Consider the following 16576-nt stretch of genomic DNA (forward strand, 5'->3'; position numbering starts at 1 on the left):
CGCCATGCATGAAGGGCCCAGATACCTGCCCGTGCTCGCCCGCAAGCCCGACGTCGACCAGGCTGCTCTTGACGCCGTCGTCGACAGGGCGTTCGGCACCACGGTGCCTGTCTCCTGTCAGCGCACACCTGACGGCCTCCGTACCCAGGTCTACCGTCTGCGCCGCGACCGCGAGACGTTCTATCTCCGGCTCGCGGAGGAGGCCGATGAGAATCTCGAGGCGGAGGCGGAACTCTTCCGCCAGCTCCGCCAGCTGGGTGTCCGGGTTCCCGAGCCGGTCCACGTCGAGCCGTTCGACCCCGCGCTCGGGCGCTCTGTCCTCATCACCACCGAGATCCACGGCGTCCCCCTCGAACAGGTCTCGGTCCGGTCGGGTGCGACCACGGCACTCCAGGAGGCGGGCGCCGACCTTGCCCGGCTCAACCAGCATCCGGTGAAGGGCTTCGGCTGGATCCAGCGGCGCGGACCTGGGCCGCTACAGGCGCAGCTCGACACCTACGGCAGTTTCGTCATCGACGGCCTTCCGCCACGCCACACATGGCCGGGTCCACTCGCCACCGCCTTCAGCACCGAGACTCTCGACGCCATCGAACGGCTGGTCGAGCAGGAGATCGCCCGCCCCGTGCCGGCCGCCACCCTCGCGCACGGTGACCTCACGCTGGCCCACATCTTCGTCCAGCGTGGTGCGTACACCGGACTCATCGACTTCGGCGAGATCCGAGGTACTGATTCCCTGTTCGACCTCGGGTTCTTCCATCTCAACGCCCCGGAGGTGTTGGGCGTCCCGCTGTTGCCGGTGCTGCTCGAGGGCTACCAGCGGGTCCAGCCGTTGCCGCCCGACCACCTGGAGTCGATCAGGCGGTCGGCGGTGGTACACGGTCTTCCTGAACTGTGTGGCTGGCTCGCTCCCGAACGCGGTATCCCCCGCGACCACCCGGTGGTCGCCGCGCGGGTCAGCCGGATCGCCGAACTGGCTGCCCAGCCCGGTTGAGGACCGGCGCGTGTCCGAAGGCGCCGGCGGCCACCAGCCATTCCGGGCCAGGTCGGGGCCCAGGGCCGGCGCCAGCGGGACCTGACCGTCCGGGCTAGAAGGCGGCGATCGTCGAGGGCGCGCGTTCGGCCCTGGACAGAGCCCGGATCACCGCCGTCGCACCGTGCCGTCGTACCGCGATCCCGCTCAGCAGATCCACGACCGTCCGCGCCGCCGACTCGGGCACGGGAGGCGTCGGAACTCCCACGCTCACCGCGAGGTCGTCGGAATGGACGACGAGCTCCATCAGCCGGGTCGTCAGGAAGTCGTCGAATGTCAGGTCCCAACCTGCCCGTTCGATGTGGACGACAAGGTCCTCGGGTGCTTCGGCGATCAACGCCCTGACCTCGGCGAGCGCGGCCTCGACCTGGCTGATCAATGTCGAAACGCCTTCTGTGGCGTCGTTCTCGCTGCGCTGGCGGATCCCGACGTTCACCTCGTGCGACGCGTCCTTGCCGACCCAGGCGGCCCGGGCGTAGTTCTCCGCGAGCGAGATCGCCGGACCGGAGGACGGTGTCGTCTGCGGGACATGGAAGATCTGGTTGGCCAGATGGAACGCGAGCCCTCCGACGCTGAAGTCCTCGAGCGCACTCGGTCCGTCCCACTTCGACGCGACCGCCAAATCCTTCAGCAACGCCACGGCCGAGTCGGCAACGGCCAGATAGTCGCTACGTACTCCCATCACACCCGCCTTTTTCGTCGCACGGCAGCTTCCCATGGTGCCGTACGCCCGAACCGTGCCGGACACGAGGAGGCGGCGGGAGTCTCACTGCGTTGAGGCGATCTGATGGAGGCGGAGCGCGACCCGCTGGAGCTCGACGTTCGTGTCGAGGACCTCGACGTCCACGTCCTGGCCGACCTGAAGGACCTCGCCCGGATGGTCGACCGACCGCCCCAGCTCCGACACGTGCACCAGTCCATGCAGGCCACCGATGTCCACGAACGCACCGAACGGTACGAGCGAGTGCACCCGTCCCGACCGCAGCTCGCCGGGCCGAATCCCGGCCACGAGCCGGTGGCGTCGGGCGTACTCCTCCTCCTCGTCCACACCACTCATCACCCGCGCCACGACCATGCGTTCGCGGTCCAGGTCGACTTCGGCGACCACGCAGTCGACGTCCTCGCCCACGAGCGCGGACAGGTCGTCGTCGCCAATCGGCCTTTGGCGTCGTCCGCGCATGACAAGGACGGCGGGGATTCCGACGTCGACGCTCCACCCCCACTCGCCGGGCAGTACCCCGGTCACGTGCGCTTCGAGCACGGTGTCGGTGCCCTGCAGCTCCACTGCTTCCTGCAACGAACTGATCTTCATGCGTCCTCCTTCGACGAGTTCCGTGATCCCTGCTATCGCCGGCTGCAACTCGGCCAGGTGGGTCCGAAGGCCGGCGAGACCGCGATGGACATGTCTCGCCACGGTTCCCGTGCTGACGCCGAGCGCCTGGGCGGTCTCGACCTGGCTGAGGCCGGCGAGATACCGCAGGGTGATCGCCTCCTGCTGGCGGCGTGGCAACCCGCGCATCGCGTCGATGAGGACCAGTCGGGTGGTGGCGGCGTCCTGCTCGTCCACCTGGCGCGGTGACGATCCGAGGGTCTCGAGCTCGAAGGGCGACGCCTCGGTCACCCTCTCCAGGTTCGCCCGCCGGCGTACGACGTCGATGGCCAGGTTGGTGGTGACCCTCAGGACCCATGCGGTGCGGTGGCCGGCGGAGGTGTTGATCCGGTCCCAGGCCGCGTACGCACGAGTCAGGGCCTCCGCCGCCACATCCTCGGCCGATGCCTGGTCGGTGAGGATCCGGCGGGCCAGGCGTACCGCCCGCGGGAACAGGTCCGGAAAGGCTCCCGTAAAACTCCGAATGTGCCCTTCGTCGTAGTCGTCGCTCGGCATGTCCATCACGTTGTACACGTACGAAGGACCCGGAGCGATGACCATCCCGGGACGGTTGTTGTCCGGGTTTCTCCGACCCAAGCGGGTCCGCGTTTCTAGGACCCGAGCGCCAGCGGTGCGGTGACCCGGACGTCGGCGGCGTTTCTGCCGACCTCCACCCGGTAGGTTCCGGGCACGAGTGTCCAGCCGTCGTCCCAGACCTCGGCGGCCCGGCGAGGCACGGTGACGGTCACCTCGGCGGCTTCTCCCGGCGCCGCGCTGACGCTCGCGAAACCGGTGAGCCAGCGGGCGGGCCGCTCGGGTTCGGGCGCCTCGGCCGCGAGGTAGACCTGGACGACCTCCCGGCCGGCCCGGGTGCCGGTGTTGCGGACGCCGACTGTCACCTCGGCGAGATCCGGATCGCTCGCCGGTCGTACGTCGATGGTGTCGTACGACCAGTCGGTGTAACCGAGACCGTGCCCGAACCAGTACGCCGGGGCGGGGCCCTCCCGGCGTTGCCATGCGCGGTATCCGATGAAGATCCCTTCGTCGTACGCCAGCACACCGTCGACCGGCTCGACGTCGAGGATGGGGCAATCGGCCGCGGCCACCGGCCAGGTGGTCGGCAGCCGCCCGCCGGGCTCGGCGACTCCCGTGAGTACGTCGGCCAGGGCCGCGCCGGCCTCCTGGCCCGGGAACCAGACCAGCAGGACGGCCGCCACCTCGTCGCGCCACGGCATCTCCACCGGCGAGCCGGCGTTGACGACGACCACCGTGCGTGCGTTGGCGGCCGCGACCTTCCGGACCAGCTCGTCCTGACGTCCGGGGAGCGCGAGGCTCGACCGGTCGAAACCCTCCGACTCGACCTCCTCGGTCGTTCCCACCACGACGATCGCGACGTCCGCGGTTCCGGCAGCCGCAGCGGCCTGCTCGATCAGCGCGTCCGCCGGAGGCGTCGGAGTGGCATGGCCGAGCCGGAACGTGATGAACGCACCCTCGTCGCGGTCCTCGGCACGGGCGACCCGGTGGGTCAGCGACACCTGGACCGGACGTCCGGACGAGAGGTCGACGTCGAAGCGCAGCTCCGGCGGGTTCAGTAGCGCCGCGCCAGGATCGTCGCTGTCGGCCTCCAGCCGGCCGGCGAACCGCTCCACACCGTCGACGACGAGCCGGTAGTCCCCCACACCGGCGATCCCGAACCGGTGGGTGCCAGCGATGGCTGGTGTGAACTCGCCCGCGACCTCGACGCTGTCCAGGGCCGCGAGGTCTACTCCGTCCGGCAGGTCGCCCAGCCAGCGGGCAGAGCCGTCCTGGAGCGGTTGCGTACCGAGGACCGTGCCGTCGGCGGCCCGGAACACCGCGTGCAGCCCGAAGTCGCCGGCCGCGGGAGCGAGCTTGGTCCGCGGATCCGCGCCGACGGCGTACGTCACCTCGGGCAGGACCGCCCGGAGACCGTCGAGCGGCGAGACGACCCGCTCCGGGAACACCTGTGCCGAACCACCGCCGAGGACGCGCGCCTCGGCCGCGGCCGCACCGATGACCGCCACTCGCGTGAGCCGGCCCGGGTCCAGCGGGAGCAGGCCGTCGTTACGGAGCAGGACGAACGACCGGCTCGCCGCCTCACGCGCGAGGCCCTCGCCGTCGACCGGTTCCGGGAGCGCTTCGGGCGCCACGACAGGTCCCGCGCCCGCGAGCAGACCCACCCGCGCCGCCAGCCGCAGCACCCGGCGGCAGGCCTCGTCGACGACGGTCAGGGGCACCCTGCCCTCCTCGACGGCGCGCGCCAGTGCCTCGCCGAAGACGGTCCGCGGCCCGGGCATCGCGACGTCCAAACCACCGAGCGCCGCACCCACGGTGTCGCGGGCCGCGGTCCAGTCGGAGACATTCACCCCGTCGAAGCCCCATTCGCCCTTCAGCACGCCGTTCACCAGCCCGTCGTGCTCGGTCATCGTCGTGCCGTCGACCTTGTTGTATGCCGTCATCACACCCCAGGCGCCGGCCTCGCGCACGATCGCCTCGAACGGCGCGAGGTAGAGCTCGCGCAGCGCCCGGTCCGACGCGCGCACGTCGACGGTGAACCGGTCGGTCTCGGAGTCGTTCGCCACATAGTGCTTGACGGTCACACCGACGCCGCCGTCCTGCACACCCGCGACGTAGCCCACCCCGATCCGGCCGGTGAGGAACGGATCCTCGGAGTACGCCTCGAAATGCCGTCCACCGCGCGGGCTCCGGTGCAGGTTGACCGTCGGCGCCAGCAGCAGGTGCACGCCCTTGCGGCGCGCCTCCTGGGCGAGCAGCCGCCCGACACGCCGGGCCAGCTCCGGATCCCAGGTCGCCGCGAGCGCGGTGGGGCTGGGCAGCGCGATCGACGGGTCGTCGGGCGTCCACCGGGTTCCGCGTACGCCGATCGGCCCGTCGGACATCACCAGCGACTTCAACCCGATCTCGGGCACAGCCGGGAGCGACCAGACGTCCTTGCCGGCAAGCAGGCTCGCCTTCGTCGCGAGGTCCAGGCGCGCGAGCGCCTTGTCAACGGCGGACTCGATCTCCATGGCCTCGATCTGCATGACGTGGACTCCTTCTGGGACGCGGGCCTTCGAGTATGGCCGGCCCTGGGGTCACGTCACCAGGGGCGCCGGACGTAGGACAGTCCAACCGGGTAAGGGATCGACGGGTTCGAACGGGTTGTCGCCAATGCCTGATCCGATGCCGTCCCGAGGCCAACGTTCTGAATGTCAGCCGGACGACGACCGCGCTTCCAGGTGTTTCTCCCAAACAGGAGGAACCCAGCTCCGTCCACGTCAGGGACTGCTCAGCTGCCAGGCAGGTCTCCGCCGAAGGTGAGAACCCGACCGTCGCAGTCCCTGAGCTGGAACTCGCGCAGGCCGTAGTACCGGTCGTGCAGGTCCTGCAGGAAGGTCACGCGGGCCGCCTTCGCATAGGCGTACAACGCCTCGACGTCCTCGACCCAGAAGTACGCGTCGCAGGACATCTTCTTGAAGTCCTGGTTGGAGTGCACGCCCCTGCCGCGCTCCGTCGTCCGCCCCAGCATCACCCGCTGGCCGTCGCGGTGCAGGATCGCGAAGACGGGCTCACCGAGGCTCTCGTGCATTCGGCCATGCGCGTGGTCCTCGCGGAGGTAGTCGCCGATGTCGAAACCCAGGTGGTCGCGGTACCACTCGGCGGTCCTCGCCACGTCGTCGACGAGGAACATCGGTGCGATCCCGGTGAGCGTGCCTGGTGCGGTCGTGGTGGCCATCTTCTGTCTCCTCTCGGCCCGGGCGAGGTCGATCCCGGGCCCTGGCTCGTCCCCGAGTGGTCGGCCGGACCAGCGCTGCAGGGCTGCCCGGTCGGTGAGCTGCAGCTTCCCGACGATGTTCGCGACGTGGTACTTCACGGTGTCGACGCGACATCCGCGGATCTGGGCGATCTCGGCGTTACCTAGCCCTTCCCGGACCTTCAGCAGGACCGCCCACTCGGTGGGCGTCAGCACGTCAGGGTGCGGCGGGCGGCCACGTGGCCGGGGCTCCCGACGGTTGTCGCGCGCTGCCATGCCCGGAGCCTAGGTGGCCCGCCCGGGCAATTACCTCCCCCTCGACGCCCGGGGCATCCGAGGGCGCCTCCGCGGGTCGTCGACCACGTCGGACCTACGACAACCCAGAATGGTCGTCGTGGAGAGATCTGAGGTGCAGGACGGTGACGGCCCGGCTGAACCGCGACCCATGCCGGCGTTCGAGGCCCCGGTTTTCGAGGCCCTGGTGTTCGACTTCGACGGGCTCATCCTCGACACCGAGGTACCGGAGTTCCAGGCGTGGCAGGAGATCTTCGCCGCCCATGACGCCGTACTGGAGATCGAGATCTGGGCGCAGTGCATCGGCAGCTCCGATCACGGCTGGGATCCGTACGCCCATCTCGCCGACCTGAGCGGCCGAAGCGTCGACCGGACAGCCATCCGTACCGCCAAGCGGGCCCGCGTCCACGAGCTGATCGCGGCCAACCCGATCCTGCCCGGCGTGGAGGCGTATCTCCGGGACGCGCGAGAACACGGCCTCAAGATCGGGTTGGCGTCCAGCTCCCCGCTGAGCTGGGTCGACGGGCACCTGCGCCGGCTCGGCCTGACCGAGCACTTCGACACCGTCAAGACGTCCGAGGACGTACGCAGGACCAAGCCGGACCCGGCGCTCTACCAGGTCGCCGTCGAGGCACTCGGCGTCGCGCCGGAGCGGGCGATCGCCCTGGAAGACTCCCCCAACGGACTGGCGGCGGCGAGGGCGGCCGGACTGTCCTGCGTCGTCGTCCCCAACGCGATGACAAGGCAGCTCCCCCTCCACGACGCCGACATGGTGCTGACCTCCATGGCCGACATGCCGCTGGTCGAGCTGCTCCGCGGCGTTGATTCGTCGTCCCGGCGCGGGTTCTGAGCTGTCGCCCGTCGACGAGCCAGCGTTCGGGTGAACGAGGGTGGCAGTGTCCAAGCGTTCCGACAGCGGAGCGTTGCGATGGCTCACAATGCTCACCCCATCGCGTTGGGTCGAGGGCATGCTTGCCGTGCGTCACGCCCGCTTCAAGTTCTTGGAGCACGGCCGGGCCGTCGCTGAGGGGATGAATGTGTGGAGTGCCGGGGATATACACGCCTTGCTCAATGAGCGTTTCGATCTCATCGAGCAGACGTCGGTAGATGGAAGGCGCCGCGGTCGCCAATGCGCCTATGTGCGGTCCCTTGACCTGTACCTGGTGGGCGAAGACCAGGTCGTGGGTCGTGAGGCTGGCCTCTCCGGATGCCGAACCGAAGACGACGACGCGTCCGGTGAAGGGCTTGGTCACGGACAGGCTGGTCGCGAAGGTGACCGCTGAGTTCCAGTCCCAGTCCTCCTCGGCTTCGGCCGGATCCCACGGCAGGTCGGGTTTACGACCTTGAGCGTCCGCGGTCCAGCACTCCTCGACTGAGGCCATGTGCTTGATCAAGCCGGCCAGGGTCGTCTTCGACGGTGGATGCCGTCGGCGCAGCATGCCGGTTCGTTTGACAGTCGGCTCGCTCCGATGCCGGCCCTTCAGCCGCTGAACGTCACGTCCTTTGTTTCCGTGACTCCGGCAGTGCGGCCGGGCGCCGAGTGGTTCTGCCAATAGAGGTTCGTATGCGAGATGACCTTGTCCGGCGGTGGAGCACCCCACGGGCTCAGATCCTCCGTTGTGTGCGCGTCGCCGACGAGAGTCACGTCGTAGCCACGTACAAAGGCGCCGTGGATCGTAGACCGGATGCACTCGTCCGTCTGCGCTCCTGTCACGACCAGGCGTCCGACACCAGCCTTGGCCAGTACGTCCTCGAGGTCGGTGTCTTCGAAGGAATCGGCGAATGTCTTGTGCACCAACGGTTCTGACTCCTGACGTCTCAGTTCCGCGACGTAGGCCCAGGATTCACTCCCTGTTGTCATCTGCTCGGAGGAGTGCTGAACCCACACGATGGCGACGCCCTCTTCGCGAGCCCGGTCGACGAGTGTGCCGATGTTGGCGACGACGCTGTCGCGCTCGTACGCATCGGCCACCACGCCGTTCTGGACGTCGATCACCATCAAAGCGGTGTTGGGTCGATCTGACAGGGTGGTCATAGCGATCTCCTTGCTCGTCGAACGGGCTCTGGCCAGATGGATAACTGTGGGCGGATCCGGATGCTCGGGCCGGGGCCTGGTGTGACCTCGACGGAGGTCAGGCGGGGTCGAGGACGCGGGTGACGATCCATGCGTGCTTGCCGACCTGGCGTACGCGCTGGAATCCGTTCTGCTCGAACAGCTCGACCGTCGCGTTGAACAGGAACCGGCCATGCGCCGTGCGCCCGGTGGTCACCTCAGGGATCGCCTCGACGAGCCCTCCGCCTGCCCGCGCGATCTGGTCGAGCGCCCCTTCGAGGGCGGCCCGGGCGACGCCCTGCTGGCGGTGACGCTTGTCGACGTAGAAACAGCTGATGCGCCAGTCTGGCCGCGGTGGTGGATCCTGCTCATACGCGCGCCGGTGACTGATTCCCGGCAGCTCTTCGAGGCTGCCGTAACGCGCCCAACCTTGGGCAACGCCTTCGGCATCGAATACCAGCGCGGCATGGGCTCGGCCCGTGCGTACGCGCTCTTCCTTCGCGGCGCGTTTGTCCAGGCCTTCCTGCGCGGCCTCGGGGTGACCGCCCATGCACCAGCATCCGCCGAATACCCCACCGTTACGCTCGACCAACTCCGCGAAGGCATCCCATGTCGACGCATCGAGCGGGCGGACGGTGTATGGCTTGGCCGCCGTCCTGTCAGGCATTCGGCACCTCATCCGAGGTCAGGCAGCGTTTCGCCGGGTGCGGCCGACGTCCGGCGCACTCGATCCTCGACGCCGCCGGTTCCCAGGAAGACCCTCCAACGTGTTCCACATCCACGACAACCATGTCCAGCCTCGATTCCCATCCGCCCTCGCCGGTCACGAGATCCCTCGCCTGGCGCTTATCGCGTGTAGTTGATCGTTTCGTGCCGCGACGCGTAGCCTGGCCGCGAAACTAATCCAGATATTTCGAGCAGTCACAGTAGCGGAGTAATCGAGAAATGTCGATCAGTCAGCAGGTGCCGGACTACGAGCTCGACGACGTGCGCATCGTCACGTCCACCCAGGAGCTCAAGGCGATGTTCGACTCCTTCCGCGGCACCCTGCTCGAACTACTGCTCGAGAGGGCGGCCTCGGTGCAAGAACTAGCCTCTGCGGTAAAGCGCCCAAAGAGCACGGTCGCCTATCACGTCGATCTCCTGACCGACGCCGGGATGCTCAAGGTCGTACGAACGCGCACCATCCGGGGACAAGAGGAACGCTTCTACGGGAGAACCGCACGAGTCTTCTACGTCGGCCAGATCACGCCTGAACAGACCGAGCTGATCCCTAACCGAATGGCCGAGTGGGCAGCCGAGGCCGCTCCCGCTCACATCGACGACAATCTCCGCGCGATCAAGCGCTACGCCTGGATCGACGACGCAGACGCCGAGGAGTTCTACCGCCGCGTCCTGGACCTGGTCAACGAGTTCGCGCAGTTGCCCAGACGAAATCCAGGCAAGGCCCACGCATTCATGGTTGCGCTCTACCCGACCGAGCATCCCCGACTCCCGGAGCCCCAGAACTAACCTGGGCTGTGCGTATGGGATCGGCTCCGGTCGAAACGCTGCTCCTGCACAGTACGGAAGTCGCTTGTTCTGATGCTGCCAGCGGTGTGGACGACAAGCTCGGCACGATTCCACGGCGGGCAGTTCGTCTGCCACTCGCAATCGCTCGGTTGACGTGCTCGCCGTCGTAGAAGGTCTCACTGGCTGCCTTGAGCGGCTGTAGGTGTTCGGTGGCGATCCTCGTACGGACAGATCGAGTCAAGGATCTTCGCTACGCCGATCCTTTCTTGCAAGGGACTGCACCAGCATGACGAGGTCGTCCACGTTTTGGTCCAGCTCGTCGTGCCAGCGTTCGGGGGCTCCCCCGGCCGACCGGACGTCAGGAACTCTCAATTCACGGGACGCGAGTGTGGGGTCCACGGCCCAGAAGGCATCAGTCGAGGCGGCTACGGCGTAACCGATCAAGGCCGTGCTGACCATGCGTTCGACGCGCGGCACGGCATCCGGCGGTACCTCAGCCTCGGCCAGCACCTCATACATCGACCGCATCACAGCAATCGCCTCATCGGCCTGGTAGGTGCGGGTGAGCACCATCGGGAAGACGGTCGGGTTGGCTTGGGCGGCATCGAGCAACCCGTGTCCGATCACCCGGAGGCGTTCTGGCCACGGTTTCTCCGGTCCAGGCAGTGCGACGGAGGCGAGGACGCGGCCCACCATGGCGTCGAGGAGTGCCTCCCGGCTAGGGACGTGCCGGTAGATCGCCATGGCCGAGGTACCCATCCGCTTGCCGATCAGCCGCATCGACAGGTTGTCAACGCCGACCTCTTCGGAGATGGCGATCGCAGCGTCGACGATCTCGTCGCGGCGGCTCACTGGCACTCCGCCTGACGGCGCATTCCACGGCTCGGCTTCGCGCGACTCCCGCACGTTTACACCGTACACGTTTACGCCGTAAACTTCCTACGTGACGGTAACGCGACCTCGCCGACGTGCTCCCCTGGCCGCCCTTATGGGCGCCAATCTTGTCTCCACCGTCGGCGGAGCGATGAGTCTGGTCGCCCTCCCATGGTTTGTCTTCCAGACCACCGGTGACACGGCGCTCACCGGCATCGCGGCCACGTGCGAGTTTCTCGCGGTCGCGGCAGCGTCACTGTTCGCCGGGTCGGTCATCCGGCATCTCGGCCCGCGCGGTACCCGCGTCATCTCCGACGTTGTCGCAGGCCTCGCAGTCCTCGCCGTTCCCGTGTTGCACGTGACCACCGGGATCGCCTACCCCCTCCTCCTGGTCCTGGTCGCGGTCAACGGCCTCCTTCGCACCCCCGCCGTCGCCGCCAGCATGGTCATGCTCGCGCAGACGGCACGCCTGGCAGAGACGACGACCGAGACTGTCAGCGGACCGTATCTCGCCTCCCTCGAGCTCGCGAAGGTGATCGGGGTACCCCTCGCCGGCGCCACCATCGCCCTGGTGGGCGCTCCGTGGGCTCTCGTCGTCGATGCCGCGACCTTCCTCGTCTCCGGTCTGGCCATCCAGCTGTTCCTGCCAGCCGAACGCCAACCCCGCCAGGACCACCGACCGTCACTGCTATCAGCAGCCCAGGTGTTGCGGGCAGACCGCGTTCTCGTGCGGCTGATCACGATCATGCTCGCGCTCGCTGTCGCCATGTCCGGTTGGAATAGCGTCCTCGCCCCCGTCTATGGGCAGACAGTTCTCCACAGCGCGCCCCAGCTCGCGGCCATCCTCACCGCGAGCGGGATCGGCGCGATCGCCGGTTCCTCACTCGCAGGCATCCTGGGGCCCCGCCTCGACCGACGGTTGCTGATGGCGACCGCTGTCCTGCTCGCACTCGTGCCACCGTTCATCCTCATCGCGTCCCAGGCACCGGTGCCCGCCGTGGTCGGCGCGATGCTCACGGCCGGCTTCGGCTCCGGACTCTTCTCGGCCACCTTCACCACCATCGAGTACGAGCGCATCCCGCCCGCCGACCAAGGCCACGTGTTCGGCCTCGTTGGCGGGATCGGAACTGCCGGAATTGCCGTCGGCCCACTGCTGGCCGGCGCCCTCCTCACAGTGGCACCACTGAGCGTCGGCGCGGTAGCAATCGCCACAGTCGGCGCAACCGCGGCGGCCGCACTCGCCCTGACCCCAGGTCTGCGCAGGTCACCACCGCTCCAATGACAGATCCGCACTCCGTTTCGGCGAGGAAGTCAGCGACCAGTCGCCACCCCTTATCAACCAGCGTCCACGACCACCAGCACGGCCCTCACCGCCCAGGTGCTGCCCGGAATCGGCGACAGCTCAGTGCTCCGGCGCGGACGTTTAGGGTGCGGAGGCTACGAAAACCCCAAGTCGAGTCAACCAAACGGGACCGCCTCCAGCCACAGGTCGAGCAGCTGGCTGTCGCCGACGATCGCTATTCCGTTGCGACGAACAGGTAGGCGTCGGTAGCAGACAAGGAGGATCGGCCACAGGTCCCCGCACCGAGACCACAGCCGCCTTCGCACGACCACGATGCCATGTGATGACGTCGCCGGTGAGATCGATCGTCCACTCCGCGGACTTCTCTGGTGTGGTGTCGGTGGCATGGAAGTGCAGGTTGCGGCCGGGCCCGAGCAGCTTGCGCCTGCCGGGGTCGATCTCGAAAATCACCGGCATCGCGGTGAGGCGCATCCACTCGTCGATAGCGTCGATCGCCAGGTCGGGGTCGACCGTGTAGGTCATACCGAGCGCAAAGGGCGGCGTCGGCGCGGTGGATGAGCGCCTGTGCCTCGGCCGAGCGATGGGCGCCACCAAGATGCCGAACTAACTGGCCGACATTCCAGTCTGCGCAGCTGGGCGCCTGGACGGTCATGTCGGCGCCTTTGATGTCGGACCGCACTAGGCCGGTCTGCGCAACGATCTCGGCGCAGAGACGCTCATAGCCGAGGGGTAATTCCTGCACGGTGCTCCTTGTCTGTCACGTGGTCGTCTGTGCCAACGTGGTACGAGTTCTGAGAGGAAGTCGGAGCCGATCCGGCAGTTTCTACCCGACCGTTGAGGTCATGTTGTCGTTCAGGTGACGGTCCTGAGCACGAGCCTTGGCGAGCCTGCTACCACTCCGATGAGGTCACCACCGACGGTCCAACGCCCGACGGCGGCGGCGAGATCGTGTCCTCTGCGCACACCGACGACATGGCGTCCTTGCCGGTCAGCTCTGCGCGTCGAGGGTCTGGCGCAGGCTCGCCGCCATCCCGGCTGAATCGTGGTCCCGTCCGACACCTTCGACGAAGATGACGTCACCGTCGAGGTGGCGGGTCCGCAGCGGCTTGATCTCCTCATAGGCGGAGGATTCGTACCAGCTGCGCACGACCGTCATGTCGGGGAACTCGATGATGATCACATCACCGGCCCAACGGCCCTCCCGAACGTCCACCGGCCCTCCGTGCACGATGAACCGCCCACCGAACGGATCCAGAGTCCCCTGGATTCGTTCGAGATAGGTCAACACCTCCACATGCACCGGTGCCTTGCGGAGGTGGGCGACCGCGTAGGCCGTCATGGTTTCTTCCTTCCGTCGAATACTTGTGAACGATGCTCAGCGCCGAGCGGGCGTGACCTTGCGAGACGAGCTTCGGCGACTCGGGTCGTCGTGTCGATTACCTCCCAGGTAGTCGCCGGGCGAATGGGCGACGGCCTATGGTCGGTGCGGTGAGGAGCCCACCGACCGTGACCCCGCTGGCCCCCGCCGACAACCCGCAGGTCGGTGATCTGCTGCGGGAGTGGCGGCGCCTACGCGGCCGGAGCCAGCTCGACCTCGCCCTGGACACCGGCGTTTCCGCCCGACATCTGAGCTTCGTGGAGACCGGCCGGTCCCAGCCCAGCCGGAGGCTGCTGCTCGCTCTGGCCGACCAACTCGACGTACCGCTGCGCGAACGGAACGCTCTCCTGCTCGCAGCGGGCTACGCCCCCGCCTACACCGAGACCGGCCTGGACAGCGCACAGTCCCGCGCGATCAGCGATGCGCTCGAACGCCTGCTCGCCGGCCACGAGCCCTATCCGGCACTCGTCCTGGACCGCTGCGGTGATGTCGTACGCACCAACAATGCGATCGCACCGCTCCTGGTCGATGTCGATGCGGCGCTTCTCGCGCAGCCGATCAACGTGTACCGGCTCAGCCTGCGCCCCGACGGCCTGGCGCCGCGGATCCGCAACCGGGACGACTGGACCGCCCACCTCGGTCACCGCCTCACCCGTCTCGCACGGCTCACGGGCGACCCGAAGCTGGCCGACCTCCTCGCCGAGATCCGCAGATATCCCGGCGTCGCCGCAGCCCTGGACCGGCCATACGAAGCCTCCTCCCGAGAGCTTCTGCTGACCCTGAAGCTCGCGCACCCGGCTGGGGAGCTTCACCTGCACAGCACGGTCACCAGCTTCGGGAGCCCGAACGATGTCACCGTCGCGGAGTTGGCCGTCGAGTCGTTCTTCCCCGCCGACCAGCAGACCCGGCAGATCCTTCACCGTCTGACGCCAACCGGCTGAGTCCGCCCGGTCGGCCATCCGACTGCGAGAGGATGGGCGGATGCTGGTCGATGTTCCGCGCCTGGAAGGCGCCCGCGTGACGGTGATGGGTCTCGGCCTGTTCGACGCGGGTGTCGGGGTGACGAAGTACCTCTGCCGGTCGGGCGCCAGGGTGACCGTCACCGATCTCAAGTCCGCTGAGGATCTGCACGCATCCGTTGCCGAGCTGGCCGGCTGGCCGGTCGAGTTCCATCTGGGCGAGCACCGGGAGAAGGACTTTCGCCAGGCAGATCTCGTGGTCGCGAGCCCAGGCGTACCGCTTGACTCTCCCTGGCTGTCGCTCGCGCACGCCGTCGATACCGAGTTGAACCTCTTCGTCAAGCTGTGTCGCGCCCGGACGGTCTACGGCATCACCGGCTCCAACGGCAAGACGACCACGACCACGCTCATCGCCAGGATCCTCGAGCAAGGGCCGCGGCGCACCTGGCTCGGCGGCAACATCGGAGTCTCGCTGCTTCCGGTCGTGGACGAGATCGCGCCAGAGGACGTCGTCGTCCTCGAACTGTCGAGCTTCCAGCTGGAGAACCTCGACGCGATCCGGCGCAGCCCGCAGGTCGCGGTCGTGCTCAACGTCACGCCCAACCATCTGGACCGGCACGGCTCGATGGACCGCTACGTCGCCGCCAAGCGCGCCATCGTGGCCCACCAACGCGACGGTGACCTCCGGGTGCTCAACGCCGATGATCCGGTCGTACGAAACTTCGCCGGCGGCACGACCCGGTGGTTCGGCGAGAGCGGCGACGCCACGAGCGGCACGTGGATCCAGGGTGAGTCGATCCACCACGGTGGGCGGGTGTTGGACGTGTCGGCGAGACGGTTGGCCGGCCGGTTCCACCTGCACAACATGGCCGCCGCCGTCGCCGCGACGGCGGGGGCGTTCGACGGCTGGGGCGACGCCGCGGAGCAGGTGTTCGGGTCGTCCGCCGGTGTCGAGCACCGGATGGAGTACGTCGTCGAACGCGACGGTGTGACCTACTACGACGACTCGATCGCCACCACCCCCGAACGCACTCTCGCTGCTCTCGACACGCTCACCGGACCGCTCGTGATCCTGCTCGGCGGCTACGACAAGAAGCTGCCCTTCGCAGACCTCGGACGTCGGGTACGGGAGCGCTGCCGCGCCGCCGTCGTGTTCGGCCAGACCGCCGACGCGATCGCGGAGTCCCTTCGTCCGCGGGAAACTGTCGCCGAATCCGTTCGTATGCGGGAGTCCCCGGGGGAGCCGGACGGGTTCGAGCTGCACCGCGCGGCGAGCTTCGACGACGCCGTGGCGGCAGCGCGCAGCGTGGCCCGGCCAGGAGACACGGTGCTCTTGTCGCCGGCCTGTGCGAGCTACGGGATGTTCGGCAACTTCGTCGAACGTGGCCGGCGGTTCAAGGAGTTGGTGCGCGGCTGACGCGAGTGTCGTCACGTGCCCTGGTGGCCCGCCACTCCGTCTCCACCATCGCGTAGACAACCTCGTCGGTCCATTCGCCCTTGACGTACTCGTTCTCCACGAAGTGCGCCTCGCGTCGCATCCCGAGCCGTTCGAGGAGCCGGGCGGAGCGGACGTTGCGGGCGTCGAGGCGCCCGATCATCCGGTGCAGGCCGAGTCCCTCGAAGCCGAGCCGTAGGGCGACCTCCGCCGCCTCGGTGGCGAATCCCTGCCCGCCATGGTCGGGGTGGAAGACGTACCCGATCTCGCCCAGCCGGTGTTCGCGGCTCACCCAGAACACCAGGAGGTCGCCCACCAGTGCGCCGGTGTCACGGCGTACGACGGCAAGCGCGAGGCCGTCGCCCTCGGACCTGATGCAGCTCCGGCTGATCCGCTTTGCCAGGACGTCGGGCATCTCCTCCGCACGGCGCGGCTCCCAGTACAGGTAGCGGGCCACGTCGGCACGACGCTGGATGTCGAACAGGGCGTCGTGGTCATCCGGGGTGAACGGCCGTAGCAGGAGCCGGTCGGTCTCGATCGGACAGTCAGGTGTCAGCACCCGGCCGATGCTATGCGGTAGGTCGGACAGCCCGGTGCT

17 protein-coding genes and 1 pseudogene are annotated in these 16576 nt (G+C 68.1%); 7 read left to right on the plus strand and 11 right to left on the minus strand.

The features are described from left to right. The first annotated feature begins 4 nt into the window (after positions 1–4). Positions 5–991 (plus strand): phosphotransferase family protein, encoded by a 987-nt coding sequence (locus ABN028_RS17100; RefSeq protein ID WP_349697249.1) that lies wholly within the window; start codon positions 5–7, stop codon positions 989–991. A gap of 94 nt (positions 992–1085) precedes the next feature. Here ABN028_RS17100 and ABN028_RS17105 read toward each other — a convergent pair whose 3' ends face one another. The 4 genes from ABN028_RS17105 to ABN028_RS17120 form a co-directional block, all read right to left on the minus strand. Continuing rightward, entirely contained in the window at positions 1086–1712 is a 627-nt protein-coding gene (locus ABN028_RS17105; protein ID WP_349330766.1) for a maleylpyruvate isomerase N-terminal domain-containing protein, read from the minus strand. Positions 1713–1796: 84 nt separating this feature from the next. Further along, positions 1797–2960 (minus strand): sigma-70 family RNA polymerase sigma factor, encoded by a 1164-nt coding sequence (locus ABN028_RS17110; protein ID WP_349697250.1) that lies wholly within the window; start codon positions 2958–2960, stop codon positions 1797–1799. A gap of 50 nt (positions 2961–3010) precedes the next feature. Continuing rightward, positions 3011–5461, minus strand: coding sequence for a beta-glucosidase (locus ABN028_RS17115; RefSeq protein ID WP_349697251.1), 2451 nt, complete (start codon positions 5459–5461; stop codon positions 3011–3013). A 245-nt stretch (positions 5462–5706) separates the two neighbouring features. Then, entirely contained in the window at positions 5707–6447 is a 741-nt protein-coding gene (locus tag ABN028_RS17120; RefSeq protein WP_349330769.1) for a LuxR C-terminal-related transcriptional regulator, read from the minus strand. Positions 6448–6565: 118 nt separating this feature from the next. Here ABN028_RS17120 and ABN028_RS17125 point away from each other — a divergent pair, with 118 nt between their 5' ends. Together ABN028_RS17125 and ABN028_RS17130 are read left to right on the plus strand one after the other, a co-directional pair. After that, positions 6566–7315, plus strand: coding sequence for an HAD family hydrolase (locus ABN028_RS17125; protein ID WP_349330770.1), 750 nt, complete (start codon positions 6566–6568; stop codon positions 7313–7315). A 46-nt stretch (positions 7316–7361) separates the two neighbouring features. Beyond that, positions 7362–7748 (plus strand): hypothetical protein, encoded by a 387-nt coding sequence (locus ABN028_RS17130; protein ID WP_349330771.1) that lies wholly within the window; start codon positions 7362–7364, stop codon positions 7746–7748. A 42-nt stretch (positions 7749–7790) separates the two neighbouring features. Here ABN028_RS17130 and ABN028_RS35375 read toward each other — a convergent pair. From ABN028_RS35375 to ABN028_RS17140, 3 genes and pseudogenes are all read right to left on the minus strand, one after another. After that, positions 7791–7904, minus strand: a pseudogene (locus ABN028_RS35375) (mycothiol transferase); the annotation flags it as partial. 41 nt (positions 7905–7945) lie between these two features. Continuing rightward, on the minus strand, positions 7946–8500 hold the full coding sequence (locus ABN028_RS17135) for an isochorismatase family protein (protein WP_349697252.1): 555 nt from the start codon (positions 8498–8500) through the stop codon (positions 7946–7948). Between the two features lie 97 nt (positions 8501–8597). Next, on the minus strand, positions 8598–9185 hold the full coding sequence (locus ABN028_RS17140; protein WP_349330773.1) for a GNAT family N-acetyltransferase: 588 nt from the start codon (positions 9183–9185) through the stop codon (positions 8598–8600). A gap of 278 nt (positions 9186–9463) precedes the next feature. On the opposite strand from ABN028_RS17140, the gene ABN028_RS17145 reads away from it, so the two are divergent. Continuing rightward, complete coding sequence (locus ABN028_RS17145) at positions 9464–10030, plus strand: helix-turn-helix domain-containing protein (protein WP_349697253.1); 567 nt, start codon at positions 9464–9466, stop codon at positions 10028–10030. A gap of 237 nt (positions 10031–10267) precedes the next feature. Here ABN028_RS17145 and ABN028_RS17150 read toward each other — a convergent pair whose 3' ends face one another. Further along, positions 10268–10936 carry a TetR/AcrR family transcriptional regulator gene (locus tag ABN028_RS17150; protein ID WP_349697254.1) on the minus strand — a complete coding sequence of 223 codons (669 nt, stop codon included), beginning with the start codon at positions 10934–10936 and terminating at the stop codon, positions 10268–10270. 37 nt (positions 10937–10973) lie between these two features. Between ABN028_RS17150 and ABN028_RS17155 the strand changes: the two genes are divergently transcribed. Further along, the gene (locus ABN028_RS17155) at positions 10974–12185 is read left to right on the plus strand and encodes an MFS transporter (protein ID WP_349697255.1); all 1212 of its coding nucleotides are present in this window, start codon (positions 10974–10976) and stop codon (positions 12183–12185) included. 235 nt (positions 12186–12420) lie between these two features. Here the strand turns inward: ABN028_RS17155 and ABN028_RS35380 are convergent, their stop codons facing one another. Both ABN028_RS35380 and ABN028_RS17160 read right to left on the minus strand, forming a co-directional pair. Next, complete coding sequence (locus ABN028_RS35380) at positions 12421–12948, minus strand: maleylpyruvate isomerase N-terminal domain-containing protein (RefSeq protein WP_502879187.1); 528 nt, start codon at positions 12946–12948, stop codon at positions 12421–12423. A gap of 246 nt (positions 12949–13194) precedes the next feature. After that, positions 13195–13545, minus strand: a complete 351-nt coding sequence (locus ABN028_RS17160) for a DUF1330 domain-containing protein (RefSeq protein ID WP_349697256.1) — start codon at positions 13543–13545, stop codon at positions 13195–13197. A 149-nt stretch (positions 13546–13694) separates the two neighbouring features. Here ABN028_RS17160 and ABN028_RS17165 point away from each other — a divergent pair, with 149 nt between their 5' ends. Beyond that, complete coding sequence (locus tag ABN028_RS17165) at positions 13695–14525, plus strand: helix-turn-helix domain-containing protein (protein WP_349697257.1); 831 nt, start codon at positions 13695–13697, stop codon at positions 14523–14525. A gap of 40 nt (positions 14526–14565) precedes the next feature. After that, on the plus strand, positions 14566–15960 hold the full coding sequence (gene murD / locus ABN028_RS17170) for a UDP-N-acetylmuramoyl-L-alanine--D-glutamate ligase (RefSeq protein ID WP_349697258.1): 1395 nt from the start codon (positions 14566–14568) through the stop codon (positions 15958–15960). On the opposite strand, the gene ABN028_RS17175 is transcribed toward murD, so the two are convergent. Further along, a complete protein-coding gene (locus tag ABN028_RS17175) occupies positions 15938–16537 on the minus strand; it encodes a GNAT family N-acetyltransferase (RefSeq protein WP_349697259.1) in 600 nt (199 codons plus the stop codon). The genes murD and ABN028_RS17175 overlap by 23 nt on opposite strands. Positions 16538–16576: the final 39 nt, after the last annotated feature.

It is taken from the genome of Actinopolymorpha sp. B17G11 (assembly GCF_040196095.1).
GTDB lineage: Bacteria > Actinomycetota > Actinomycetes > Propionibacteriales > Actinopolymorphaceae > Thermasporomyces.

What these genes read in the sequence shown, in the direction of transcription:
- ABN028_RS17100 (WP_349697249.1), top strand. Translation starts at nt 5, where the DNA reads ATGCATGAAGGGCCCAGATACCTGCCCGTGCTCGCCCGCAAGCCCGAC.
- ABN028_RS17105 (WP_349330766.1), bottom strand. Translation starts at nt 1,712, where the DNA reads ATGGGAGTACGTAGCGACTATCTGGCCGTTGCCGACTCGGCCGTGGCG.
- ABN028_RS17110 (WP_349697250.1), bottom strand. Translation starts at nt 2,960, where the DNA reads ATGGTCATCGCTCCGGGTCCTTCGTACGTGTACAACGTGATGGACATG.
- ABN028_RS17115 (WP_349697251.1), bottom strand. Translation starts at nt 5,461, where the DNA reads ATGCAGATCGAGGCCATGGAGATCGAGTCCGCCGTTGACAAGGCGCTC.
- ABN028_RS17120 (WP_349330769.1), bottom strand. Translation starts at nt 6,447, where the DNA reads ATGGCAGCGCGCGACAACCGTCGGGAGCCCCGGCCACGTGGCCGCCCG.
- ABN028_RS17135 (WP_349697252.1), bottom strand. Translation starts at nt 8,500, where the DNA reads ATGACCACCCTGTCAGATCGACCCAACACCGCTTTGATGGTGATCGAC.
- ABN028_RS17140 (WP_349330773.1), bottom strand. Translation starts at nt 9,185, where the DNA reads ATGCCTGACAGGACGGCGGCCAAGCCATACACCGTCCGCCCGCTCGAT.
- ABN028_RS17145 (WP_349697253.1), top strand. Translation starts at nt 9,464, where the DNA reads ATGTCGATCAGTCAGCAGGTGCCGGACTACGAGCTCGACGACGTGCGC.
- ABN028_RS17160 (WP_349697256.1), bottom strand. Translation starts at nt 13,545, where the DNA reads ATGACGGCCTACGCGGTCGCCCACCTCCGCAAGGCACCGGTGCATGTG.
- murD (WP_349697258.1), top strand. Translation starts at nt 14,566, where the DNA reads ATGCTGGTCGATGTTCCGCGCCTGGAAGGCGCCCGCGTGACGGTGATG.